Raw genomic sequence first — 22,633 nt, 5'->3', positions numbered from 1 at the left:
GCGATGAGCCTCGACAACAAACCGGTGTATTCAGGCGGCTGCCAGTGCGGCGCGGTGCGCTTCCGCGTCGAAGGCGCGCTCGGCGATGCTTCCGTCTGCCATTGCCGCATGTGCCAGAAGGCGAGCGGCAATTTCTACCTGCCGCTGGTCTCGGTGCGCGGCGCAAGGCTGGACTGGACGCGCGGTGAGCCCAAACGCTTCCGCTCGTCCAATGCGGCTTTGCGCGGTTTCTGCGCCGAATGCGGTACGCCGCTGACCTTCGAAGCGCCCGACGGCGTGGCGCTCGCCATCGCTGCATTCGACCACCCCGAGGAGATCGCCCCGACAATCCAATGGGGTGTCGAAGCCAAGCTCCCCTATGTGGATCATGTCCACGAATTGCCCGGTGAGGAAACGATGGCCGACGTCTCGTCGGCCTCCTATCTCGCCGATCTCGTCTCATACCAACATCCCGACCACGACACCGAACAATGGCCGCCGGAGGAAAGATCATGACCGAAACCGTTCGTACCGGCGGCTGCCAGTGCGGCGCCGTGCGCTTCCGCATCCACGGCGCGCTCGGCCGCCCCTCGATTTGCCATTGCCGCATGTGCCAGAAACAGTTCGGCTCGTTTTTCGGCGCGCTGGTGACGGTGCCGAGCGACGGCGTCGAATGGCTGCGCGAGGAGCCGAGTTACTTTCAGTCGTCGGTCAACATCGATCGCGGCTTCTGCGCCCGCTGCGGCACACCGCTGACCTACCGCCAGCCCGGCGCGCTCGAGATCGCCGTCGGCGCCTTCGACGACCGTTCCGATCTGGCGCCGCAGATCCAGGTCAACTACGCCGCCAGGCTGCCCTGGGTCGAGACGATCTTCGACGCGCCGATCCATGACGACCCGGATTTCTACGCGCGACAGGAATCCATCATCTCCTTCCAGCATCCCGATCACGAGACGGCCAACTGGCCGCAGCAGGGCCTGAAATTATGAGCGGCGAATTCCGCACCCTCTATCCCGAGATCGAAGCCTTCGAGTCCGGCATGCTCGACGTTGGCGATGGCCATCAGGTCTATTGGGAGCGCTCCGGCACCCGCGGTGCCAAGCCGGCTGTTTTCCTGCATGGCGGGCCGGGCGGCACCATTTCGCCAAAGCACCGGCGGCTGTTCGATCCGAAGCTGTACGATGTCATCCTGTTCGACCAGCGCGGCTGCGGAAAATCGACGCCCAATGCCTCGCTTGAAGCCAACACCACCTGGCACCTGGTCGCCGACATCGAGCGCCTGCGAAAAATGTGCCGCTTCGACAAATGGATGGTGTTCGGCGGTTCTTGGGGTTCGACGCTGGCGCTGGCCTATGCCGAGACCCATCCCGAGCGGGTCAGCGAACTGGTCGTGCGCGGCATCTACACGCTGACCCGCGCCGAACTCGAATGGTACTACCAGTTCGGCGTGTCAGAGATGTTCCCCGACAAGTGGGAGCGGTTTCTGGCGCCGATCCCGGAGGCTGAGCGCGGCGACATGATGGCGGCCTACCGCAAACGGCTGGTCGGCAGCGATCCTGTGGCGCAGGTCGAGGCCGCCCGCGCCTGGAGCCTGTGGGAGGGCGAGACGATCACGCTGCTGCCGGAACCGGAAACCAGCGGTCCCTTCGGCCAGGATGATTATGCCCTGGCTTTCGCCCGCATCGAGAACCACTATTTCGTCCATGCCGGCTGGCTTGAAGAGGGACAGCTGCTGCGCGATGCATGGAAGCTTAAGGATATCCCGGGTACCATCGTTCACGGCCGCTACGACATGCCGTGCCCGGCGCGCTACGCCTGGGCGCTGCACAAGGCGTGGCCGAAAGCGGATTTCCATCTGATCGAAGGCGCCGGCCACGCCTATTCGGAGCCGGGCATCCTCGACAGGCTGATCCGCGCAACGGACAAGTTTGCCGGGAAATGACCATGGCTCGCGAGCGCCTTTATCTGTTCGACACTACGCTGCGCGATGGTCAGCAGACGCCGGGTATCGACTTTTCCGTCGAGGACAAGATCGCCATCGCCAAGCTGCTCGACGACTTCGGCATCGACTACGTCGAGGGCGGCTACCCCGGCGCCAATCCAACCGACACGGCCTTCTTTGCCGAGCGTCGCACGGCCGATGCCAAGTTCGTTGCCTTTGGCATGACCAAACGGGCAGGAGTGTCGATCTCGAACGATCCTGGGCTTGCCGCGCTGGTCCAATCGAAGTCGGACGCCATCTGCTTCGTCGCCAAGAGTTGGGACTACCATGTCCGCGTCGCGCTCGGCTGCACCAATGAGGAGAACCTCGAGGCGATCAAGGCCTCGGTCGAGGCGGCGCTCACTGCCGGCAAGGAGGCGATGGTCGACTGCGAGCATTTCTTCGACGGCTTCAAGGCCAACCCCGATTATGCGCTGGCCTGCGCCAGGACGGCTTATGAAGCCGGCGCGCGCTGGGCGGTTCTGTGCGACACCAATGGCGGCACGCAGCCCTCTGAGGTGCGCGCCATCGTCGAAAAGGTGATCGCGGCCGGCATACCGGGCGACCATCTCGGCATCCACGCCCATGACGACACCGGCCAGGCGGTGGCGAATTCGCTTGCCGCCGTGGAGGCCGGCGTGCGCCAGATCCAGGGCACGCTGAATGGCATCGGCGAGCGCTGCGGCAACGCCAACCTGATCTCGATCGTGCCGACATTGGCGTTGAAGCCGGCCTTTTCCGGCCGCTTTGCCACAGGCATTTCGGCAGAGGCGTTGACCGGTGTATCGCGCCTGTCCCGCGCCTTTGACGAGTTGCTGAACCGTGCGCCGGAAGCGCAGGCGCCCTATGTCGGTGCCTCCGCTTTCGCCACCAAGGCCGGCATCCATGCCTCGGCGCTGGCCAAGGAGCCGGCGACCTACGAGCATGTGCCGCCAGAGACTGTCGGCAACCGCCGCCGCGTCATGGTTTCGGACCAGGGTGGCAAGGCCAATTTCCTCGCCGAGCTGAAGCGGCGCGGCATCGACATGCCCCGCGATGACCATCGCCTCGACGCGCTGATCGCCGTGGTCAAGGAACGTGAGGCGGAGGGCTACGCTTACGAAGGTGCCGACGCCAGCTTCGAGCTTCTGGCACGCAAGATGCTGCATGGCCTGCCGGAATTCTTCCGCGTCACCTCGTTCCGCTGCATGGTCGAGCGCCGCTTCGACGCCAACGGCCAGCTGAAGACGGTCTCGGAAGCGATCGTGAAAGTGCTGGTGGAGGGCGAGGAGAAGATGTCGGTGGCCGAAGGTCATGGCCCGGTCAACGCGCTCGACATTGCGCTGCGCAAAGATCTCGGCAAATTCCAGAGCGAAATCGCCGATCTCGAGCTGGCCGACTTCAAGGTACGTATCCTCAATGGTGGCACCGAGGCGATCACCCGCGTGCTGATCGAATCGCATGACGGCACCGGTGCGCGCTGGTGGACGGTCGGCGTCTCCGAAAACATCATCGATGCTTCGTTCCAGGCGCTGATGGATTCGATCGTCTACAAGCTGATGAAGAACCGCGACATGGCGGGATTGGCGGCGGCGGAGTAGCGTTGAACCATCAGCGAGACTCCATTGATCCATCAGCAGTTTGCGATGGTTTTGGGCAAGCCGCTGGCGCATAGCCTTGGGCCATGGCTACCCAAGCACTTCAAATCGAGGCCGATTCCAAAGCTCGTCGCGGCTTTCTGCTGGCGCTCGGCGCCTACCTGCTTTGGGGGCTGCTGCCCTTCTACATGAAGGCTGTCGCGCATCTGCCACTGGCCGAAGTCATCGCCCACCGCATCGTCTGGTCGGTGCCGATCGCGGCCGCTGTCCTGGTCTGGGCCGGCCGCACTGCTGATTTCAAAGCGGCAGTTCGCTCGCCGCGCATCATTTCGATGGCGGTGCTGACGGCGGCGCTGATCTCGGTCAACTGGGGCATCTATGTCTGGGCGATCGCGGTCGACCGCACCATCGAGACCGCGCTTGGCTATTACATCAACCCGCTGGTCAGCGTCGTTGTCGGCGCGCTGCTGCTCGGCGAGCGGCTCGACCGCCTGCAGATCGCGGCGGTGGTGCTGGCGGCAATCGCGGTCGCGGTGCTGACCATCGACGCCGGCAAGCTGCCTTGGGTGTCGCTGGTGCTGGCCTTTTCCTTTGCCGCCTATGTCTTCTTCCGCAAGACGCTGCCAATCGGCCCGAGCCAGGGCTTCCTGCTTGAAGTGCTGCTGCTGTCGGTGCCGGCACTCGGCTACATCATCTTCCTGATCGCCACAGGACAGGATCATTTCGTCTCCAGCTCGCTGAACGACACCGCCTTGCTGATTGGCTGCGGTCCGGTCACCGCCGTGCCGCTGCTGTTGTTTGCGTTCGGCGCCAGGCTGCTGCGCCTCTCCACCATCGGCATCATGCAATATATCGCGCCGACGATCGTCTTTTTAATCGCGGTGCTGATTTTCGGCGAACCCTTCGGCAGCGTTCAGGCCATAGCCTTCGGGCTGATCTGGACGGCGCTGGCGATGTACTCCTGGTCGATGTTTTCTTCGGCGCGCAAGACCGTTGCCGCATCCGCTCGAGCCGCCTAACGAAGAAAGGCGGCTGGCCGGTCTTAATGCCGGCAGCCGCCTCTTTCACGATCGCTCAGCGCTTCGGCCCGAAGCCGGGATAGGGCTGCAGCGGCACTACCGCGGCGATGTCCATCATGCCGGCCTTGACCAGCGGTAAAGTTGCGAGATGGTTGCGCACGTCGGCATCGCTGCCGGCCTCGAACATCATGCCGCTGCCGGGAATGTCGCCTCGATTCCACACCTGGCGCACGGCGCCTTCGGCATAGAGCGTGCGGCGCTGCTCGGCCTCGCCAGGCAGCAGCGGCGCGAAATCGGCGTCGGTGAACTTTTCGGTGTTGCGCACAAGAAGGGCAAAGAACTGCATCGGAATCTCCTGATGTTGGCCGTTGGAATGGCGAAAATATTCGCTTCGGCTGACCAGACAGTCCAAGACTGATTAGGCTAAAGTTGAGACCTCACGGGACTTTAGCAACGGAGCAACAATGTTCGACCTCCGCCAGCTCCGCTATTTCATCGCGGTGGCCGAAACCGGCAATGTCGGGCGTGCCGCCGAATTGCTACACATTTCGCAGTCGCCGCTTAGCCGTCAGATCATGCAGCTGGAGGAGCAGCTGGGCGTCGCATTGTTCGAGAGGGCGAGGCAGCGTGTTCATCTCAATCCCGAAGGCCGCGCCTTTCTTACCGAGGCGCGTGCGCTGCTGGCCCATGCAAGACGGCTGGAGGAGCTCGGCCGCAATCTCGCCGGCGGTACGGTCGGCCGTCTCGCCATCGGCTATGTCGAAGGCGCGGTACATGCCGGGCTTGTCGCTCGGATGCTGCGCCAGTTTCGCCGCGACCGGCCCGAATTTCATCTTCAACTGAAGGGCCAGCGTTCCGACGCGCAGATCGAAGCACTGCGCGAACGATCGCTCGATCTGGGCCTCGTCTACACGCCTCCTTCTGCCGACGATCCCGACATCGCCGCCATGCTCATCATGCGCGAGCCGCTGGTTCTGGCGATGCCGGAAAGCGATCCATTGGCCGATATCGCGGAGATACTGCCGCAGCAACTGGACGGACGCACCTGGATCACGGTGGTGCGCCAGCCTGACGACACCAACCGCAGCCAATTTCTCGCCGCCTGTGCGAAGGCCGGTTTCCTGCCCGACATAGCCTATGAGACGACCGATCCGTTGACGTCGTTGGGCTTGGTCAGCGCCGGGCTTGGGCTGGCGACGGTGCAGGCCAGCCTGCGGAGTGCTGCGCCGCCTCAGATCGTGTTTCGTGATCTGCCGTGGTTCGAACGCAGGGTCTCGATCCATCTCGCCTGGCGGCGTCAGGACAAGCGTGCGGTCATCGCGGATTTAAGGAAGGCAGTAGGGAAGGAGTGAATAGTGAATAATGAATAGTAGGGGATAGACAGGCGCCGATTTGGAAGTCTTGTACTTCACTATTCACTATTCACTATTCACTATTCACTATTCACTATTCACTATTCACTCTACATCTTATCAATCACCGACTGCACGCCCTCCGTCGGTGCGTCGACGGAGGATCCCGCCACCATGATGGCGGCGACGATTGCTTCCGGGTCCTCGACCACCAGCGGCTTGACCCGTTGCGCCGTGTGGATGAAGCCCTCCGTCGCCATGTGGTCGAGCAACGCCAGCATCGGATCCCAGAACCCTCCGACGTTGCCGAAAACGATCGGCTTGCGATGATGGCCGAGCTGCGCCCAAGTCATGATCTCGACGATCTCCTCGACCGTGCCGATGCCGCCGGGCAACGCCACAAAGGCGTCGGATTTCTCGAACATCCTGTGTTTGCGCTCGTGCATGTTGTCGGTGATGACGAGCTCGTCAAGCCGGTTAAGCGCGGTTTCGGTCGCCTCCCGGTTGATCAGAAAACGTGGAATGATGCCCGTTACCTTGCCGCCAGCCTTTAATGCCCCTTCAGCGACGGCACCCATGATCCCTTTAGTGCCGCCGCCATAAATCAGACGCAGGCCGGACTTGGCGATCGAGCGGCCAAGCAGGTGTCCGGCCTTGATATAGGTCTCATCTCGGCCCGGGGACGAGCCGCAATAGACGCAGACAGATCGAATCGTGTTCATGTTATGATTGGTGATAGGGACTATTGGCATGGTCAAGCCCTGGGGCGGGCTTTTTCTTGTCGGCTTTGGTAAAACAGGCTAGACCGAAATTAGGTGGCTAAGGGGCAGGGAAACATGGCAATTAATCCATTGAAGGCGTTTTTGTTCGCGGCTGGCGGCTCTGTCGCCGCGGCCGGAACCGCCTATGTATCGGGCGCACTCGACCCGTATCTCAATTCCACACCGCCTGCGGAGGTCGCGGCGCTGACGCCGCCGGCTTCGAAACCGGCCGCTCCGGCGACCGAGGGCCGGCTGCCGCCTGCGCCCGCCGCGTCCACCGATGCGGCAGCGCCCGCCGCGCCGGCCGCAGCAGGTGCAATCGTGCCGACCTTCGACATCGTGCGCGTCGAAAGCAACGGCTCGATCGTCGTCGCTGGCTATGCGGCGCCCAACGCCAAGGTCGAGATTCTCAACGGTTCGACTGTGCTCGGCTCGACGGTCGCCGGTCCCGACGGCGCCTTTGCCATTATTCTCGACGATCCGCTGAAGCCCGGCGACTACACGATCACACTGCGCTCTACGGCTGGCAATGTCGTGATCGCCTCGGCGCAGACCGCCGTTGTTTCGATCCCCCAGAATTCCACCGGCCAAGTTCTGGCAATGGTCGAGGAGCCGGGCAAGCCGTCCGAACTGCTCACTGTTCCGGCTCCTGAGGCAAAATCTGGTGCCTCGCCGCCTGCCACCGGCACCGAACTGCCGGCCGCCGCCGCGCCGGCGCCAGCCGCCCCGGCCGCCATTGCAGCCGCACCGGCTCCGGCAGCGCCCGCCACACCGGCAGCGCCTGCTGCCCCCACGGCGGAGCCCAAGATCGTCGTCGAAGCCGTCGAAATCGACGGCAACAAGATTTTCGTTGCCGGCGTCGCCGATCCCGGCCGCAAGGTGCGCGCCTATGCCAACGATATCCTGCTCGGCGACGCGAAGACCTCGCCCGACCGCCACTTCCTGGTCGAAGCGACACGCGACATCCCGGTCGGCACCTACACCATCCATGTCGACGCGCTCGACGCCGACGGGGTGACGGTGGTGGCTCGTGCCGCCGTGCCGTTCGAACGCGAGCCGGGCGAGGCGGTTGCCGCCGTCGCGCCCGCCGAGCCAAAGCCTGCCGAGATAAAACCAGCCGAGCCGAATGCTCCGGCGACCAAAGCCGCGCCGGCTACACCGGCAACAGCCGCCGAAACGCCCGCAACTGCGCCCACTCCTGCCACCGAGGCCCCGGCCGAAATGGCCGCCACAACGCCTTCGGGCGAAACTCCCGAGACCGTGGCTCCAAAGCTCGAACATGCCGATGGCGCAGTCATTATCCGCCGCCATGACACGCTGTGGCGGATTTCGCGGCGGGTCTATGGCCAGGGCATGCGCTACTCGACCATCTATCTCGCCAACCAGGACCAGATCAGCAATCCGAACCGCATCTGGCCGGGGCAGGTGTTCAAGGTGCCGCAGAAATCGAAGGAAGGCGAGTCCGCCGATCTCAAGGCAATGGGTGACCAGATGACGACGGCGCCAGCCAAGGCCGAGTAGCGTTCTGCCCATCAGGATAGCTTGCGGCAGGGCCAGTCATCGTTTATCGCCGATGGACGATGACCGAATCCCCCCTCGTAACGGACCGACGCCGCGCGGCAGATGAACACGCGCCGGCCAACTGCACGCCGGATAGCCGCGCCGTCGCTGTCCAGCTCGCGGCCCTTTCGCATCCAGCGCGGATCGACATTCTCAAACACCTTTCCGCCAGCAGTTATTGCTGCTGCCGCGAGGTCGTCGAGCAACTCGACCTGGCGCAGTCCACCGTTTCTCAACACCTGAAGATTCTGGTCGAAGCCGGGCTTATCCGCTTCGAGCCTGACCGCCCACGCTCGCGCTATGAGCTCGACCGTGCCGCGCTCGCCGATGTTTCGGCATCGCTGGCCGCGCTGGTCGATTCCTGCTGCTCCGGCCGCTAAAAATCATAAAGGTAAACAAGAATGGCCGAGAAAACCGTTTCCGCCGATTCCGGCTCGACCTTCAGAACGTTGCGCAATCTCTGGCCCTATATGTGGCCGGCCGACCGCGCCGATCTGAGGGCACGGGTGGTGTGGGCAACCGTACTGCTGGTCGTTGCCAAGCTGACCCTGGTGGCCGGACCCTATTTCTTCAAATGGGCGACCGACGCACTGGCCGGCGATAGCAAATCTGCGCCGCCGCTGCCGACCTTCCTGCTGGCGCCGGTCATGCTGGTCGTCGCCTACAATGCCGTGCGGCTGGTGCAACTCGGCTTCAACCAGTTGCGCGACGCCCTGTTTGCACGGGTCGGCCAGCATGCGGTGCGTCGCCTCGCTTTCCGCACCTTCGTGCACATGCACGAACTGTCGCTGCGCTTCCACCTCGAACGGCGCACCGGCGGACTGTCGCGCGTCATCGAGCGCGGCACCAAGGGCATCGAGACGATCGTCCGCTTCACCATGCTGGCCACGGCGCCGACAATCGTCGAATTCGCGCTCACCGCCGGCATCTTCGCCGTCACCTATGGCTGGCTTTACGTCTTGGTGATCGCGGTCACGGTCTGGCTCTATGTCTGGTTCACCGTCAGGGCGAGCGATTGGCGTATTTCGATCCGCCGCGAGATGAACGATAGCGACAATGAAGCCAGCACGAAGGCGATCGATTCGCTGCTCAACTACGAAACAGTCAAATATTTCAACAACGAAGCCATGGAGGCCGAGCGCTTCGACCGGTCCACGGCGCGCTATGAGGTGGCGGCGACCAGGACCTGGACCTCGCTTGGCTGGCTGAACTTCGGCCAAGGTGTGATCTTCGGCATCGGCATGACCGTCGTTATGGTGATGTCGGCGCTCGAGGTGAAGGCAGGCACACAGAGCGTCGGCGATTTCGTCTTCGTCAACGCCATGCTCATGCAGCTTTCGGTGCCGCTGAATTTCATCGGCATGATCTATCGCGAAATTCGCCAGGGCCTGACCGATATCGAAAACATGTTCGATCTGCTCGACGTCAAGCGCGAGATCGTCGACCGGCCGGGCGCCAAGCCACTGGTCGTCGATGCCGGCAAGGTCGAGTTCCGTGACGTACACTTTTCCTACGACCCCAACCGCAAGATCCTGAAGGGCATCAGCTTCGAGGTGCCGGCCGGCAAGACGGTGGCCATCGTCGGCCCCTCCGGCGCCGGAAAGTCGACCATTTCGCGGCTTTTGTTTCGTTTCTACGACATTCAGCGCGGCAAGATTCTGATCGACGGCCAGGACATTCGCGACGTCAAACAGGAGAGCTTGCGCGCCGCCATCGGCATGGTGCCGCAGGACACGGTGCTGTTTAACGACACTATCGCCTACAACATCCGCTACGGCCACATCGGCGCCAGCGAGGAGGATGTGCGCAAGGCGGCAGAACTGGCCCAGATCGGACCGTTTATCGAGCGGCTGCCCGACGGCTATCGCTCAATGGTCGGCGAGCGCGGGTTAAAACTGTCCGGCGGCGAGAAGCAGCGGGTGGCGATTGCCCGCACCATCTTGAAGGCACCGCCGATACTGATGCTCGACGAGGCGACCTCGGCGCTGGACAGCCACACCGAGCAGGAGATCCAGGCGGCACTCGACCTGGTCAGCCAGGGCCGCACCACCCTCGTCATCGCCCATCGGCTGTCTACAGTGATTTCGGCCGACGAGATCATCGTCCTGCAGGACGGCCAGATCGCCGAGCGCGGCACCCATGCCGCCTTGATGGCCAAGCGCGGCCTTTATGCATCCATGTGGGACCGCCAGCGCGAGGCAAGCGAGGCCGAGGAGCGGCTGCGCATTGCCCGCGAAAGCGACGAGTTCGGCGTCGTCGTCCGCCGCCGCACCTCGGAGGTGAGCTGAAAATTCGTGCTTGACCTCAACTTAAGTTGAGATCGTAGACCGTTTTGGATCGCAGCAAGATGCGTCGTTCAAAACGGAGACAATCGATATGAGTGAGATAAATCAGGCAGTTAGTGGCGGCAGCGTATTCCGGGTGGACAAGTTTGTTGTTCCGGCCAACGCCCGCGAGGAGATTCTTGCCAAGGTCCGGATGACGCATGAATTGCTGCGCCAGCAGCAAGGGTTCGTCCAGGATTTCCTGCTTGAGCAATTCTCGGGGCCGGGCGAGTTCAACCTCGTGACCATTGTCGAATGGGAAAGGCAGGCCGCTGTCGACAAGGTCGTGCCGATCATCAAGGCTGCGCATGAGCGCATCGGCTTCAATCCTCAGGAGACCATTGCGCGACTTGGCGTCAAGGCCGATATCGCCAACTATCAGCGGATTCCCGGGGTGTAAGCTCTTCTACGGCCAGCCCGCGCCCGGCGCGGTAGCCTCGATGCTGAGCACCTGGCCGGTACGGGCATCGCTGATCATATGTTCGAAGCCGCGCCATTCGGCGGCGACGATGAACAGCGTTTTTCCCTCGCTGCCGCCGAGCATGCAGGCAAAGCAGCCGCGGTCGACATCGACGCTTTCGAGCATCGCGCCGCCCTCGCGCACCCGCACGCAATGCCGGTTCGGAACGTCGGCGTACCAGGCCGTACCTTCGGCATCGAGGCAGATGCCGTCGGGAAAACCGTTGCCGAGATTGGCCCAGATCCTGCGGTTGGAAAGGTGGCCGTCGGCAGCGATGTCGAAGGCGGTCAGCCGGCTGGCGTGGGACTCGGCAACGATAAGCGTCTTGTTGTCAGGCGTCACCGCCATGCCATTGGCGAAGGCGAGGTTCTCAGCCACCTGCTGAACCGAGCCGTCAGGCGCGACCAGCACGATGGTGCCGGGGCCGAAATGCTGGCCGGGAACCGGAGCAGGCCCACCACCATTGACATAGATGTTGCCGCGTCCATCGACGACGATCTCGTTCCACGGGCTCTTTGATAGTTGTCTCAGATCGGCATGGGTGACCAATGTCCCGTCTGCCTCCTGCCTGAGGATCAGCCCTTCGCGGCCGGAGACGACAAGCAGGCGCCCGTCCGGAAGCCAGTCAATGGAATAGGGCAGGGTCGCCGGCACGGTGAGCACGATCTCGCTGTTGCCCAGGGCGTCAACGGCGATGATCTGGCCTGTGCCCCAGTTGCAGAACCACAGCCGGCCATCGTGCCAGCGCGGCGACTCGCCGAAGGCCAAGCCGTTCATCATCACTTGCACTTGCCTAGCTGCTGATTTCTGCATGGGCCGAGAACCTCCGGGTTTGCGCAAATCGTCATGGCTGAAAGGCCGATGAGAGGCGCTGTCTTGCCAAGGACGGGCGAGAGTGCTGCGTTCCGACAATGAGGATGGCGACGGCGTCGTTTATATTTGACCTGAGTAGCCGCACGGAACCGCGCGATGCGCCGTGCGCCTCCACTCATCCTTCTTCAATGAAGTATAACCGGTCGGTGCTTGCGGACGGGAAAGTCAAATGCAAGAATCACGTTGGCCCGCAGAAATCCTGTTGTGGCAAGCATGAAGGGCGTTTGGCGTGTTCGAAAGATTTTCCCGCTGGGCCAAGAAGAAATTTCAGCGATCAGCGACCATTTCACCGGCTCGGTCCAAGCAGTCATTCCCAGGCAAGCCATCATCTTCGGTGATCGTGCCGCGCTCAGTCGTGGAAGACGCGGCCGACAATCCTTTCGGTCTCATTGTAGCCGTCAGAGAATTCGTCGAAGCCATGGTCTCGCAAGGCCTTTACCGTTCCACCGAAATCAGCCCCAAGGCAATGCAGGCCTGTCATGCCGATGACTATTTGGCTGAGGTCAACAATGGCGGCCATAGCCAGTTCATCTATAATTCTGGCGAAGAACTCGACACCGTCATTGCCGACGCACGCACCGCCCTCGCTGAGATGGGTGCGCACGGACAACTGGCGACTTTGGACCAAATGGCTGCCTGGGTCGCGGAGCACCCCGAGGAGACTGAGGAACAGACAGGCTTCGAAGGAGGTACTGACGATAAGCTCAGTACGCTCGACCGTCTATTCTACCAAGCCGATCAGGCCGCATCGATGCTCGCTTTATCGGCTCGCTGGATAAACTCATGGCCTGAACTCGCAATCGTTGAGGATGCCGACTACGGAGAAGCCATCCATCAGCTGGCCGTGACCAATCCCCGGCGCGAGCCGAGGCTACTCCATCGTTCTGTTGGCAAGCTGGTCAACCAAATGACGGGCTGGCGTGATGTCGGCGTCGGCCTTGCATGCGCCGAGGCGCCTAGGCCCGAGGTCAAGCTGGCGCTCGGCATGGCAAGGGTGCTGGACGTCGAGGGCGAAAAACTGTTGGCTTTTCAGCTGCGCACCAATGCCAAGGAGCCGCGTCTAGCCGTCGCCACGCCCGCGCATGCGGCCGTCTATGAATATATCGCCCCGGAGGATCCGTCCGTCGCGCGTCCGGGCGAGAATCCATTCGCTGCCGGCGCCCCGCGCGTCGGCAAGAGACTTGGCCGTGTTGAAGCGCAGGCAATAGAAATGGTGCTCGAATTGGCCGCAGCCTATCATGCGCCGGTCGCTGTCGACCTCTTGCTGCGCAGAGCCGGGTTCGATCCGACCGATGCTGTCGTCTCTGCGAACTCGGTTGTGCCTAGGGAAGGCGGCGCGGTTGTGAACTGGGTGGTTATGGCCGACGAGTATGTATTCCTCCTCCAGTCGACCCCGAAAGGCGGCGTGCTACGCGGCACCCACGAAGAGAGCTTGGCGGAGGCCGATCGGCGCGAGCTCGAGGAGTATTTCGACCAAGCGGCGGCAGCGGGTGCCTGAGTGGATTTCGCTTGGCCGTTCTGAGACGGCGACGACCGCCACCTCCAAGCGCTCCCATTGTCGCGTTGCGACCGCGGGGTGTTTCCGCTATTGAGGCCGGACTTGGAACCAAGGTTGTCCTCATCCCATGAGCCTCGTCGACACGATCAAGAATGCGTTCGTTCCGATCCATCGCGAGGGTTATCCCTTTATCGCTGCGTTCGGCGCGGCGACGCTCTTTCTGGGCTATTTCTCCTCGACCCTGTTCTGGATCGGTCTCATCCTGACCGCCTGGTGCGCCTATTTCTTCCGCGATCCCGAGCGTGTCACGCCGATCGACGACCGGCTGGTTGTCAGCCCTGCCGACGGCATCGTCTCGGCGGTCGGCCCGGCCGTGCCGCCGCGCGAGCTTGGCCTCGGCGGCGGTGAAATGACCCGCATCTCGGTGTTCATGAACGTCTTTTCCTGCCACGTTAACCGCTCCCCGGTGCGTGGCCGAATTTCCAGGATCGAGCATCGGCCAGGAAAATTCCTCAATGCCGAACTCGACAAGGCAAGCACCGAGAACGAGCGCAACGGGCTGGTCATCGAAAGCCCCAATGGATCGGTCGCCGCGGTGCAGATCGCCGGCCTGGTGGCGCGGCGCATCGTCTGCTGGGCCGAGTCCGGCGGCGCCATCGGCACCGGCGAGCGCTTCGGGCTGATCCGCTTTGGCTCGCGCGTCGATGTATTCCTGCCCTCGACCGCGACGCCGCGTGTCGCCGTCGGCCAGACCGCGGTTGGCGGTGAGACGGTGCTGGCGGAATTCGGCGGCGTTGCCGCAACGCCGCTCGTGCGGGTCTCCTGACCGGTGGCGCCGCCGTTCAAGAAATTCGAGGCGCATGGCGGCGGTGGCCCTCGCATTCGCGAAATCCCGATGCGCATGGTGCTGCCCAATCTGGTCACGGTGCTCGCCATCTGCGCCGGCCTGTCGGGCATCCGCTTCGGCTTCGAGGGCCGCTTCGAGCCGGCGGTGGTGATGGTGCTGCTCGCCGCCTTCCTCGATGGTATCGACGGCCGTCTGGCGCGAATGCTGAAGGCGACTTCCAAATTCGGCGCCCAGATGGATTCGCTGGCCGATATCGTCAATTTCGGCGTGGCACCGGCGCTGGTGCTCTATGCCTTTCTGCTCGACAGGGCAGGTTCGCCGGGCTGGATCGCGGCGCTGCTGTTCACCATCGCCTGTGGGATGAGGCTTGCCCGCTTCAACGTGCTCGACGAAGAGCTCGACCGTCCGCAGTGGCAGACCGAATATTTCGTTGGCGTGCCGGCGCCGGCGGGTGCGGTGCTGGTGATGCTGCCGCTCTATCTGTTCTTCCTCAGGCTTGGCCTTGAACCCAGCCGCCTGGCAGCCTTCATTGCCACCGGCTTTACAATATTGGTGGCGTTCCTGCTGGTCAGCAGACTGCCCGTCTATTCCGGCAAGAGCGTCAGGATACCAGGCGACAGGGTGCTGCCGATCATCCTCGCAGTCGTCCTCTACGTCCTGCTTTTGATGACCTATCCCTGGTACACGCTGACGGCCTCGGTTGCCGGCTATCTGCTCTTCTTGCCGTTCAGCGTGCGGGCCTATTCGAGACGCGCCAAGCGCGAAGGCGAGAAGGTGCCGTCCTCGGACATTGGCTGACAGATTTGGTGCCAATTCCTCCTGCGCCTGGCAGTGCACGAAAAGGGTCACCAGTTTAGATCAGGGAGCGGCTCGCAGGGGACGCGGCGCTGTGGAGGGCATCGCCGCGTTTTCGGAACTTGCTGGGCGCCTGACCGTTTGTGTCGGTAGATCCGTTTGAGCGGCTGCTCGTGATACGTCGTCAGCGTCGCGCAAGCTGCCGCATCGGGCGGCAGAACCATCGGAAAACGAGGAGAAATGGCTGTCATCCTCATTGGCGTGTTACTGACTGTCGCCGGCCTTGTCTATATGGCGGTAGCAGCCATCATGCGCGGGCGGCTCAGTGAGCCGACCGCTGTCTCCACCGCGCCGGATAGCGCGACGCCTAATCTCGCAACACCAGGTCCAACCTTGGAGCCGCGGCGGCGCGGGCTCCGTTTTCTCGGCCTGTCGCAGAACTGGCCGGGCCTGCTGATGATGGCCGTCGGCGCCATTCTGCTGTTGTCGGTGGTGGTCCTCTAGAGTTCTCGACAGCAAACCTCAGGCGGCTGCGCTCAGTCCCAGCCTCTCGAGTGCCAGCTTTCTAGTCGAGACATAGTCGGTCTTGCCGGAGCCCAGTACAGGGATCTCCTCGACCTTGACGATGTCGTTCGGCACCATCAGTTCGGCCGCGCCGGCCTTTTTGCCGAATTCGCGCAATTCGTCGGGATCGGCATTGTCGGCGGTGGTGACGAGAACGAGGCGCTCGCCGCGCCGCTTGTCTGGCACCGCAACCACGGCGTGATGCTCTTCCGGCCACAGCGACTGCACCAGCATCTCGACCGCACCAAGCGATACCATCTCGCCGGCTATCTTGGCGAAGCGCTTGGCGCGGCCGCGAACGGTGATGAAGCCTTCGCGATCGACCGAAACGATATCGCCGGTGTCGTGCCAGCCTTCGAGCGGCTGCAGCTCGCCAGGCCGGTCGCCAGTCATGTAGCCCATCATCAGGTTCGGCCCGTCGAGCCACAGCCGGCCGGCGTCGCTGATGCCTTCGACCGGTTCGAGTTTCATGCGCATGGCCGGCAGCAGCCGCCCGACCGTGCCGTCGCGGCCGTGGATGGCGGTGTTGACGGCAACCACCGGTGCGGCCTCGGTCAAGCCAAAACCTTCGATGATCTCGGCCTGGAAGCGTTCGCGATAAACCCGGCGCGTCTCCGGCTTTACCGCTTCGGCACCGGCCACGACGAAGCGCAGGCTGGAAAAATCGCCGTCCTTGGCGGTGCGGGCATAGTTGGCGAGGAACGTGTCGGTGCCGAACATCACCGTCGGCCGGACCTTGCGCGCCACCTCCGGAATAAGTTTGTAGTGGAGCGGTGACGGGTAGAGGAACAGCTTTACTCCGGTGACCAGCGGCAGGATAGTGCCGCCGGTCAACCCGAACGAGTGGAACACCGGCAGCACGTTGAGCAGGATGTCGGCCGGCGAGATAGTGATGCGGGCTTCCGCCTGCATCGCATTGGCAAGGAGGTTCCGGTGCGACAGCACCACGGCCTTGGGCGTGCCTTCCGAGCCGGAGGTGAACAGGATCACCGCCGGCTTGGCCGCATCCTGGCGCTGCAACGGCCAGCGCCACAGCAAGGCGGCTGCGGCCTTGTCCAGCACGGTCACGCTTGCGCGAACATCCTCCAGCCATAGCAGTTTCGCCCCGCCCTTTTCCACCGCCTCGACTATGTCGGCGAGGTTGGCCTTTTCGACAAAGGCGCGTGAGGAGACCACGGTCCGGATCACCGCCGTGCGGATGGCGGCGGTGACGCTCGCCGGGCCGGCGGTATAGTTGATCATCGCTGCCACCCGCGCAGCCGACAAAAGTCCGACGAACGACAGCACGACGCCATTGGCGTTGGGCAGGAGCAGCCCAACCGCTTCGCCCGGCGCTGTTATTGCCTCGAAGCGGCGGCCCAAAACCCTGGCGCCGATGAACATTTTCCGGTAGCTCAGCGCACCGCCAATGACGTCCTCGATAATTGGGTGCGAAGCGCCAACACGGTCGGCGGCATCGCGCATGGCGAGAAACAGGCCGCGATCGAGATCGCTGCCGAAAAGCCTGGCCTCGGCGAAGCGGTCAAACAGCGCATTGGTGTTGGAGGCCTGATCTGGGTTCCGCGCCACCAGCTCGGCGATGGTCATCGGCTCCAGCGCGCTGATCGACAGCTGCGGAAACCAATGGCGCGGCGCCTTGTCCGCCGGCGTCAGCGAAGCCGGCAGGCTGCGTGCGCCGGCAACAAAGACCGGCACGATGCGGGCGTCGGCCTGCATGGCGATACGGGTGATGGCGCGAAACAACCGAAACGACTTGACGTCGGGCTCGACTGCATCCGGCAGGTAAACGGCGAGCCGGCCCTTGCCCTTCAGCACCCGCACCAATCTGCGGCTGACGAAGACATGCTCGGCGTTGAAGGCGATGGTGCGGCCGAGCTCGCGCCACGGCTCCAGCCACGGCGATCCGGCCGAAGCCTGATCGAGGATGTGCAGCGTGTCCTCCGGCAGCAGCGACAGCATCAGCGCCGGCTCGATGCGTGACTGATGCCAAATGACGTAGATGACGGGGGCCGCCGACTTGCGGGCAATCTTGATGCGCTCGTCGCTGATCCGGTAGGCGAGCTTGAACGGCACGTAGAGCAGCGCCTGGCTCAAGCGCAGGCCGAGGCGGAACTTCTCCACCACGCCGATCAGCAGACAGGCCGCGACAAGACCCGCAAGCAGCGCCAGTGTCAGGATCATCGCCGCATCTCCCAACGATCTCACGTCGCGGCTCTTCAGTGGCCGCTTCGGGTGAGAACCTAGCCGAAGTTGGATCAACGTCAATGCGGCTCCATTTTTCCTTCTCTCCTATCTTTAATTGGGCTCGGCTGCCTATCGCAGCTACGCCGCTTTCATCCTTCCGCTGATGAAGCGGAATTCCTGCGTCTTGCCGCCAAAGCCATAGGCGGCCGCAGGCACTTCATGCACGAGGGCGTAGCTTTCCTCATGCACCTTGCCCAGCAGCCGGCCGAATGCGGCGAAAATTGCCTGCAGATACGCCTCCAGTTCGAGCTTGGTGTTGGTGCCGTCGACAACCTTGATGTCGAGCCAAGCCGTGTTGGCGCCATGCTCGGCCAGCGACTTGCCGCCGGCGAACCAGTGCTCGGGGTCGTGATAGGAAATGGCAACAGCTGTAATCGTCGCGTCCTTGCGCAGATGCGTGGCCGTCAGTTCGGTCACTTCCTTGGCAATGGCGGCGGACAAAGCGGCATCGGGCTTGCCGGTAACGCTGACATTGATGATCGGCATATTTCTTCTCCTCGGTTTCAAGCGGCGCCTCTTCGCCGTCGAGAAAATCATGCCATCGTCCTTTGATCAAAAAAATCGAATTGTTTTTGATAAACACTTTGATAATATCAAATTATGCAGATGTTCGATCCTGACCTCCTCAAGACTTTCCTCGCTTTCGTCGATGGCGGTTCCTTGGCGCGGGCCGCGTCGATCGTCGGTCGCTCGCCGTCCGCAGTGACCGCGCAGATGCAGCGGCTGGAGGATGTTGTCGGCGAACCGCTGCTGGTGCCGCAGGGGCGAGGGCGCGGCCTGACGCCGGCAGGCGAGGATCTGATCGCTCACGCGCGTCGCATCCTTGCCGCGCACCGCGAGGCGTGGCTGGCCCTCAAAGGGGCGCACGCCGACGGGCGCGTCGCCATCGGCACCACGCAGGATTTCGCCGATAGCGGCTTGCCGCAGCTGCTCAGGGCTTTCGCTGTCAGCCATCCGCGCGTCAGGATCGAATTGCGCGTCGGCCGTTCCGCCGAACTGGCGCAGGCTTTGCAGGCCGGCACCCTTGATCTGGCCATTGCCATGCGGCAGGTGCCGACACGCGACGAAGTCGGTGTGCTCAAGGAACCAATGATCTGGCTTTGCTCACAGAACGGGCTGGCCACCCGCCACGACGAGCTGCCCTTGGCGCTGCTCGATCCCCATTGCGGGTTTCGCGAAGCGGCGACCAGTGCACTCGATGCTGCCGGCCGTCGCTACCGCATTGCTGCCGGCAGTGCCAGCCTTGCCGGCCTGCGCACGGCGGTGCACGCCGGCATCGCCTTGACGTTGAGGACGGCGCGCTTCGCTCATTCCGGCATCGTCGAGGCGCCGCGCGATCTTGATCTGCCGCCGGTGCCGGTCGCCGAATTCGCCGTCCGCTTGCGTGAGGATGCCGACCGGCCGGCGCAGGATCTGGCCGCGTTGTTCAGCGGCAACCTGGCCTTGGCCAATTGAGCCAGCAAAGAAAAAGCCGACCTTGCGGTCGGCTTCTGAGTAAGACGGGCCGAGGGGTTTGGGGGGACTTGGGGTGGCCCGTCGCAGCCATAATGCCTGAGCCTTATGATGGTTCCATGACTTTTCAAATTAATTTTCAGGACCGGATTTCTCGTGATCGGACCACCAACTCGCGCTCGAACGCGGCGAGGGATTGGTCATGCATCCGCTGCGCGCTGCCTGGCCATCAGCCAGTCGCGGCCGGCGTGAGCGAACACCGCGCAAAGCACGATGGCGCCACCGACCATGCTGCCTGCCGGCGGGATCTCCGCCAGGAACAGGAAGGCAAACAGGATCGCGAATGGCACTTCAGCTGAACCCAGCAATCCGGACTCGGCCGCCGGAATAAGCCGGGTGCCCTCCGTCCACAGGATCGAAGCCAGCGCGAACGAGGAGCCGAAGGTGGCTAGAAGCACAGCGTCCCTGGCCGAGACAGCCAGCGGATCGGCGACGAACCAGCCGAGCACGAACAGAAGGAATGCCGACACCGCACCCGCCCACACCACCGGCGTGTCGCGGAAGGCGCGCACCATGATCATGTAGAGCGCGCTGCCGATCGTCATCAGCAGCGCCAGCCCGTCGCCGAACAAATGGCCGGTGCCGAAGCCGGACCAGACCATGATCGCGACCCCGCATAGTGACACGGCGGCGGCGGCAAGCGTCTGCAGCCGGAACGGCTCGCGGACCAACAGGAGGGCCAGCAGCGCGGTGACGAACGGAGCCGTGGCATAGATGATCGCGACATTGGCGACAAAGGTGAATTTGAACGCCGAGATGAAGGCGATGCTGGCGAGCGCGCCTTCGATCGCCAGCAGCCAGCCGCGCCAGCCGAGCCGCAGGCTGTCGCGACCGCCGGAGCGCTGGCGGCGCCATAGCACATAGAGGCTGATCAGGATCGAGCCGACGAAGCCGCGCCAGCAGGTAATGGTCAGCGGGTCGGCATGGATCGATTTGGTCAGCACGCCGGTGAGGCCGAAGACGGCCGCCGATGCCGAGACCAGGATGATGCCGAGGGTACGTTCGCGGGCGCTTTCCACTGTGCCTGGCATGTCCAGCAATTCCGTCATCTCACCAGCCTACTCTGCCCCGTCCTGACACCATAGTGTCAGCTTGATCGAGGCGTCGTGCATCGAAACAGCAGACCGGCAGCCCCGGTGAACAGGATGCCGGCGAAAGCCTTTCGCGCGTTTCCAGGATGGCGATGTCGGCCATTGTCCGGCGGCCTTACGAATGTGTTGCGAGAGACGGTGTGAAAGCGTTGGATGCCTCCGTATCGTCAGGCTATACGGGCGAAACCCTGCTAAGCGCTACGCCAGCGCGCGCTTGCGTTTGGGGCAGGCGGCACAGCCGTTAAGCAGCGAAGCCAGGCAACTATAGGAGACGACGAAATGGATGCGATCGCATTGAAGGCCATGCAGGCGCCGCTGAAGGAGGCCTATCGCGACGACGCCTCGCGCGCGCTGATTACTCTCCGCGCCAAAGGCTCGATCGACGACCAATCGATCGCCTGCAAGGTCGAGACAGGCAGGGCGATCGCCATTGCCGGGCTGCATCCGGCGACCGGCGGCACCGGGCTCGAACTCTGCTCCGGCGACATGCTGCTGGAGGCGCTGGTGGCTTGCGCCGGCGTCACGCTGAAGGCGGTAGCGACGGCGCTGGAATTCAAGCTTGGGGCCGCCACGGTGGAAGCCGAAGGCGATCTCGACTTTCGCGGCACGCTTGGTGTGGCAAAGGATGCGCCGGTTGGCTTCCGTGCCATCCGGCTGACATTCGGCCTCGACACGGACGAGCCGCAGGAGCGCGTCGATGCGCTGCTCAAACTGACCGAGCGCTACTGCGTGGTGTTCCAGACCATCAGCCAGAAGCCGGAGCTGACGGTAAGCGCACGACGCTGAGGCTGCTGATCTCCCCCCTTGAGGGGGAGATGCCCGGCAGGGCAGAGGGGGGTTGGTCCGACCGGGCTCGGCCCGCTCCAGCAGATGGAGGCCGGCGCTTCACGCGTGGCGACCCCCTCTGGCCTGCCCTCTTTGCCAAAACTTGGCATCTCCCCCTCAAGGGGGGAGATCACGCGCCTACTGCGCCGACGGCTCCTCGGCGTCGCCCTCGTCGGCGAAGGGCGAGGCGCTCGGCACGCACTGCACCGACCAGCCGGCCGGCGTCGGTTGCTTCTGGTATTCGGTTATGGCGAAGGTGCACTGTTCGCGGGTGTCGAATGTGCTGGGCAACACGACCATGCCGCCTTGCGGGCCGGCGATCACCAGATACCAGACTAACGCTACGCTCGGTGCCGCCATGGGTATTTCCTCGCTCTGCTTGTTTTGGGAGTCGCATGATCCTAGCAACTCCGGCCCAGCGGCGAAAGCTGGGCCAAAGCGCGGCCTTAAGCCACGGCATCACAGCCGCGTGATGTTAGGCCGCTTACTCCGGCTGCCGGTAGGCGACAAAGCGGTTGTACTTGGCCTGGAAGATCAGCCCCGTCTCCTTGAGCGTGGGGCTAGCCAGCGGCACGATACGCTTGGCGATCTCCGAAGGGTGCGGCAGCGTTTCAGGATCTTCGCCGGGTACGGCCTGCGCCCGCATCGCGGTGCGCGTCGCCCCTGGATCGGCGGCGTTGATCCTGAGCGGCAGGTTTTCGGTTTCATGCGCCCAGGAGCGCGTCATGGCCTCGACCGCCGCCTTCGACGCCGCATAAGGCGCCCAGAAGGCGCGTGCAGAGTGGGCAAGGCTGGAGCTCAGCACGATAGCGCGGCCGGCATCGGAAAGCCGCAGCAGCGGGTCGACCGAGCGGATCAGCCGCCATGTTGCGGTGACGTTGATGGTCATCACCTTCTCGAATGTCTTGGCCTCGACATGGCCGATCGGGGCGATGACGCCGAGCACAGCGGCGTTGGCGACCAGTATGTCGAGCTTGCCCCAGCGCTCGTGGATGGCGCCGCCCAGCCGGTCGATCCCCGCCATGTCGGCAAGATCGAGCGGCACCAGCGTCGCTTGTCCGCCGCCCGCTTTGATCTGGTCGTCGAGTTCTTCCAGCCCACCGACGGTGCGGGCAACCGCAATTACATGCGCACCGGCGGCGGCAAGCTCCCTGGCGATGAAATAGCCGATGCCGCGCGAGGCGCCGGTGACGACCGCTACGCGGCCGGAGAGATCGAGGGGAGGGGTCACTGGGCAACTCCGACGGTTAGCGCTCTACGTCGCCCCCCTCTGTCCTGCCGGACATCTCCCCCCAAGTGGGGGAGATTGGCCTGTCGCGCCGACGCCGCTCGACCTGCAAGATTGGAGATTGGCGAAAGTGGAAATGAAAG

Annotated in this window: 24 protein-coding genes; 16 read left to right on the top strand and 8 right to left on the bottom strand. The window is 63.4% G+C overall.

Annotation, left to right across the window (positions count from 1 at the left end):
* The first annotated feature begins 3 nt into the window (after positions 1–3).
* The 5 genes from NKJ40_RS18105 to rarD all read left to right on the top strand — a co-directional run bounded on the left by NKJ40_RS18105 (position 4) and on the right by rarD (position 4,556).
* The gene (locus tag NKJ40_RS18105; RefSeq protein ID WP_352467192.1) at positions 4–495 is read left to right on the top strand and encodes a GFA family protein; all 492 of its coding nucleotides are present in this window, start codon (positions 4–6) and stop codon (positions 493–495) included.
* Positions 492–968, top strand: coding sequence for a GFA family protein (locus tag NKJ40_RS18100; protein ID WP_352467191.1), 477 nt, complete (start codon positions 492–494; stop codon positions 966–968). Before NKJ40_RS18105 ends, NKJ40_RS18100 begins: the two co-directional genes overlap by 4 nt.
* Positions 965–1,921 (top strand): prolyl aminopeptidase, encoded by a 957-nt coding sequence (pip, locus tag NKJ40_RS18095; protein WP_352467190.1) that lies wholly within the window; start codon positions 965–967, stop codon positions 1,919–1,921. The genes NKJ40_RS18100 and pip overlap by 4 nt, the downstream gene beginning before the upstream one ends.
* Entirely contained in the window at positions 1,918–3,540 is a 1,623-nt protein-coding gene (gene cimA, locus NKJ40_RS18090; RefSeq protein WP_352467189.1) for a citramalate synthase, read from the top strand. Before pip ends, cimA begins: the two co-directional genes overlap by 4 nt.
* 83 nt (positions 3,541–3,623) lie before the next feature.
* Positions 3,624–4,556, top strand: a complete 933-nt coding sequence (gene rarD, locus NKJ40_RS18085) for an EamA family transporter RarD (protein ID WP_352467188.1) — start codon at positions 3,624–3,626, stop codon at positions 4,554–4,556.
* A gap of 55 nt (positions 4,557–4,611) precedes the next feature.
* Here the strand turns inward: rarD and NKJ40_RS18080 are convergent, their stop codons facing one another.
* On the bottom strand, positions 4,612–4,902 hold the full coding sequence (locus NKJ40_RS18080; protein WP_352467187.1) for a muconolactone Delta-isomerase family protein: 291 nt from the start codon (positions 4,900–4,902) through the stop codon (positions 4,612–4,614).
* 118 nt (positions 4,903–5,020) lie between these two features.
* Between NKJ40_RS18080 and NKJ40_RS18075 the strand changes: the two genes are divergently transcribed.
* The gene (locus NKJ40_RS18075; RefSeq protein ID WP_352467186.1) at positions 5,021–5,908 is read left to right on the top strand and encodes a LysR family transcriptional regulator; all 888 of its coding nucleotides are present in this window, start codon (positions 5,021–5,023) and stop codon (positions 5,906–5,908) included.
* Positions 5,909–6,018: 110 nt separating this feature from the next.
* Here NKJ40_RS18075 and NKJ40_RS18070 read toward each other — a convergent pair whose 3' ends face one another.
* A complete protein-coding gene (locus NKJ40_RS18070) occupies positions 6,019–6,630 on the bottom strand; it encodes an LOG family protein (protein WP_254820219.1) in 612 nt (203 codons plus the stop codon).
* A 114-nt stretch (positions 6,631–6,744) separates the two neighbouring features.
* Between NKJ40_RS18070 and NKJ40_RS18065 the strand changes: the two genes are divergently transcribed.
* The 4 genes from NKJ40_RS18065 to NKJ40_RS18050 all read left to right on the top strand — a co-directional run bounded on the left by NKJ40_RS18065 (position 6,745) and on the right by NKJ40_RS18050 (position 10,953).
* Positions 6,745–8,190 carry a LysM peptidoglycan-binding domain-containing protein gene (locus NKJ40_RS18065; protein ID WP_352467185.1) on the top strand — a complete coding sequence of 482 codons (1,446 nt, stop codon included), beginning with the start codon at positions 6,745–6,747 and terminating at the stop codon, positions 8,188–8,190.
* A gap of 59 nt (positions 8,191–8,249) precedes the next feature.
* Positions 8,250–8,609, top strand: coding sequence for an ArsR/SmtB family transcription factor (locus tag NKJ40_RS18060; protein ID WP_352467184.1), 360 nt, complete (start codon positions 8,250–8,252; stop codon positions 8,607–8,609).
* Between the two features lie 21 nt (positions 8,610–8,630).
* Complete coding sequence (locus tag NKJ40_RS18055) at positions 8,631–10,517, top strand: ABCB family ABC transporter ATP-binding protein/permease (RefSeq protein ID WP_352467183.1); 1,887 nt, start codon at positions 8,631–8,633, stop codon at positions 10,515–10,517.
* Positions 10,518–10,605: 88 nt separating this feature from the next.
* Positions 10,606–10,953 (top strand): antibiotic biosynthesis monooxygenase, encoded by a 348-nt coding sequence (locus NKJ40_RS18050; protein WP_352467182.1) that lies wholly within the window; start codon positions 10,606–10,608, stop codon positions 10,951–10,953.
* A gap of 6 nt (positions 10,954–10,959) precedes the next feature.
* On the opposite strand, the gene NKJ40_RS18045 is transcribed toward NKJ40_RS18050, so the two are convergent.
* Positions 10,960–11,826, bottom strand: a complete 867-nt coding sequence (locus NKJ40_RS18045) for an SMP-30/gluconolactonase/LRE family protein (RefSeq protein WP_352467181.1) — start codon at positions 11,824–11,826, stop codon at positions 10,960–10,962.
* A 400-nt stretch (positions 11,827–12,226) separates the two neighbouring features.
* Here NKJ40_RS18045 and NKJ40_RS18040 point away from each other — a divergent pair, with 400 nt between their 5' ends.
* From NKJ40_RS18040 to NKJ40_RS18025, 4 genes are all read left to right on the top strand, one after another.
* Positions 12,227–13,384, top strand: coding sequence for a DMP19 family protein (locus NKJ40_RS18040; RefSeq protein ID WP_352467180.1), 1,158 nt, complete (start codon positions 12,227–12,229; stop codon positions 13,382–13,384).
* Between the two features lie 127 nt (positions 13,385–13,511).
* Positions 13,512–14,210, top strand: a complete 699-nt coding sequence (locus tag NKJ40_RS18035; protein WP_352467179.1) for a phosphatidylserine decarboxylase — start codon at positions 13,512–13,514, stop codon at positions 14,208–14,210.
* Positions 14,211–14,213: 3 nt separating this feature from the next.
* Positions 14,214–15,029 carry a CDP-alcohol phosphatidyltransferase family protein gene (locus tag NKJ40_RS18030; RefSeq protein ID WP_023719846.1) on the top strand — a complete coding sequence of 272 codons (816 nt, stop codon included), beginning with the start codon at positions 14,214–14,216 and terminating at the stop codon, positions 15,027–15,029.
* Positions 15,030–15,266: 237 nt separating this feature from the next.
* Complete coding sequence (locus NKJ40_RS18025; RefSeq protein WP_352467178.1) at positions 15,267–15,530, top strand: hypothetical protein; 264 nt, start codon at positions 15,267–15,269, stop codon at positions 15,528–15,530.
* 18 nt (positions 15,531–15,548) lie between these two features.
* On the opposite strand, the gene NKJ40_RS18020 is transcribed toward NKJ40_RS18025, so the two are convergent.
* Both NKJ40_RS18020 and NKJ40_RS18015 read right to left on the bottom strand, forming a co-directional pair.
* Complete coding sequence (locus NKJ40_RS18020) at positions 15,549–17,771, bottom strand: AMP-binding protein (RefSeq protein WP_352467177.1); 2,223 nt, start codon at positions 17,769–17,771, stop codon at positions 15,549–15,551.
* Between the two features lie 141 nt (positions 17,772–17,912).
* A complete protein-coding gene (locus NKJ40_RS18015; RefSeq protein WP_352467176.1) occupies positions 17,913–18,320 on the bottom strand; it encodes a tautomerase family protein in 408 nt (135 codons plus the stop codon).
* A 114-nt stretch (positions 18,321–18,434) separates the two neighbouring features.
* On the opposite strand from NKJ40_RS18015, the gene NKJ40_RS18010 reads away from it, so the two are divergent.
* Positions 18,435–19,289, top strand: coding sequence for a LysR substrate-binding domain-containing protein (locus NKJ40_RS18010; RefSeq protein ID WP_352467175.1), 855 nt, complete (start codon positions 18,435–18,437; stop codon positions 19,287–19,289).
* Between the two features lie 197 nt (positions 19,290–19,486).
* Here NKJ40_RS18010 and NKJ40_RS18005 read toward each other — a convergent pair whose 3' ends face one another.
* Positions 19,487–20,395 (bottom strand): DMT family transporter, encoded by a 909-nt coding sequence (locus NKJ40_RS18005; protein ID WP_502903728.1) that lies wholly within the window; start codon positions 20,393–20,395, stop codon positions 19,487–19,489.
* Positions 20,396–20,716: 321 nt separating this feature from the next.
* Here NKJ40_RS18005 and NKJ40_RS18000 point away from each other — a divergent pair, with 321 nt between their 5' ends.
* Positions 20,717–21,223 carry an OsmC family protein gene (locus tag NKJ40_RS18000; RefSeq protein ID WP_352467174.1) on the top strand — a complete coding sequence of 169 codons (507 nt, stop codon included), beginning with the start codon at positions 20,717–20,719 and terminating at the stop codon, positions 21,221–21,223.
* Between the two features lie 177 nt (positions 21,224–21,400).
* Here the strand turns inward: NKJ40_RS18000 and NKJ40_RS17995 are convergent, their stop codons facing one another.
* Together NKJ40_RS17995 and NKJ40_RS17990 are read right to left on the bottom strand one after the other, a co-directional pair.
* On the bottom strand, positions 21,401–21,622 hold the full coding sequence (locus NKJ40_RS17995) for a hypothetical protein (RefSeq protein WP_292662211.1): 222 nt from the start codon (positions 21,620–21,622) through the stop codon (positions 21,401–21,403).
* 124 nt (positions 21,623–21,746) lie between these two features.
* Positions 21,747–22,493, bottom strand: coding sequence for an SDR family NAD(P)-dependent oxidoreductase (locus tag NKJ40_RS17990; RefSeq protein ID WP_352467173.1), 747 nt, complete (start codon positions 22,491–22,493; stop codon positions 21,747–21,749).
* Between the last annotated feature and the right edge of the window lie 140 nt (positions 22,494–22,633).

The sequence above is a fragment of the Mesorhizobium sp. M0119 genome (assembly GCF_040322615.1).
Classification (GTDB): Bacteria; Pseudomonadota; Alphaproteobacteria; order Rhizobiales; family Rhizobiaceae; genus Mesorhizobium.
Note: the sequence above shows the minus strand (reverse complement) of the source record. Positions and strands in the feature narration are given on the sequence as shown.

Coding starts and splice junctions, on each gene's coding strand:
- NKJ40_RS18105 (WP_352467192.1), top strand. CDS start 4: ATGAGCCTCGACAACAAACCGGTGTATTCAGGCGGCTGCCAGTGCGGC.
- NKJ40_RS18100 (WP_352467191.1), top strand. CDS start 492: ATGACCGAAACCGTTCGTACCGGCGGCTGCCAGTGCGGCGCCGTGCGC.
- pip (WP_352467190.1), top strand. CDS start 965: ATGAGCGGCGAATTCCGCACCCTCTATCCCGAGATCGAAGCCTTCGAG.
- cimA (WP_352467189.1), top strand. CDS start 1,918: ATGACCATGGCTCGCGAGCGCCTTTATCTGTTCGACACTACGCTGCGC.
- rarD (WP_352467188.1), top strand. CDS start 3,624: ATGGCTACCCAAGCACTTCAAATCGAGGCCGATTCCAAAGCTCGTCGC.
- NKJ40_RS18080 (WP_352467187.1), bottom strand. CDS start 4,902: ATGCAGTTCTTTGCCCTTCTTGTGCGCAACACCGAAAAGTTCACCGAC.
- NKJ40_RS18075 (WP_352467186.1), top strand. CDS start 5,021: ATGTTCGACCTCCGCCAGCTCCGCTATTTCATCGCGGTGGCCGAAACC.
- NKJ40_RS18070 (WP_254820219.1), bottom strand. CDS start 6,630: ATGAACACGATTCGATCTGTCTGCGTCTATTGCGGCTCGTCCCCGGGC.
- NKJ40_RS18065 (WP_352467185.1), top strand. CDS start 6,745: ATGGCAATTAATCCATTGAAGGCGTTTTTGTTCGCGGCTGGCGGCTCT.
- NKJ40_RS18060 (WP_352467184.1), top strand. CDS start 8,250: ATGACCGAATCCCCCCTCGTAACGGACCGACGCCGCGCGGCAGATGAA.
- NKJ40_RS18055 (WP_352467183.1), top strand. CDS start 8,631: ATGGCCGAGAAAACCGTTTCCGCCGATTCCGGCTCGACCTTCAGAACG.
- NKJ40_RS18050 (WP_352467182.1), top strand. CDS start 10,606: ATGAGTGAGATAAATCAGGCAGTTAGTGGCGGCAGCGTATTCCGGGTG.
- NKJ40_RS18045 (WP_352467181.1), bottom strand. CDS start 11,826: ATGCAGAAATCAGCAGCTAGGCAAGTGCAAGTGATGATGAACGGCTTG.
- NKJ40_RS18035 (WP_352467179.1), top strand. CDS start 13,512: ATGAGCCTCGTCGACACGATCAAGAATGCGTTCGTTCCGATCCATCGC.
- NKJ40_RS18025 (WP_352467178.1), top strand. CDS start 15,267: ATGGCTGTCATCCTCATTGGCGTGTTACTGACTGTCGCCGGCCTTGTC.
- NKJ40_RS18020 (WP_352467177.1), bottom strand. CDS start 17,771: ATGATCCTGACACTGGCGCTGCTTGCGGGTCTTGTCGCGGCCTGTCTG.
- NKJ40_RS18015 (WP_352467176.1), bottom strand. CDS start 18,320: ATGCCGATCATCAATGTCAGCGTTACCGGCAAGCCCGATGCCGCTTTG.
- NKJ40_RS18010 (WP_352467175.1), top strand. CDS start 18,435: ATGCAGATGTTCGATCCTGACCTCCTCAAGACTTTCCTCGCTTTCGTC.
- NKJ40_RS18005 (WP_502903728.1), bottom strand. CDS start 20,395: ATGACGGAATTGCTGGACATGCCAGGCACAGTGGAAAGCGCCCGCGAA.
- NKJ40_RS18000 (WP_352467174.1), top strand. CDS start 20,717: ATGGATGCGATCGCATTGAAGGCCATGCAGGCGCCGCTGAAGGAGGCC.
- NKJ40_RS17995 (WP_292662211.1), bottom strand. CDS start 21,622: ATGGCGGCACCGAGCGTAGCGTTAGTCTGGTATCTGGTGATCGCCGGC.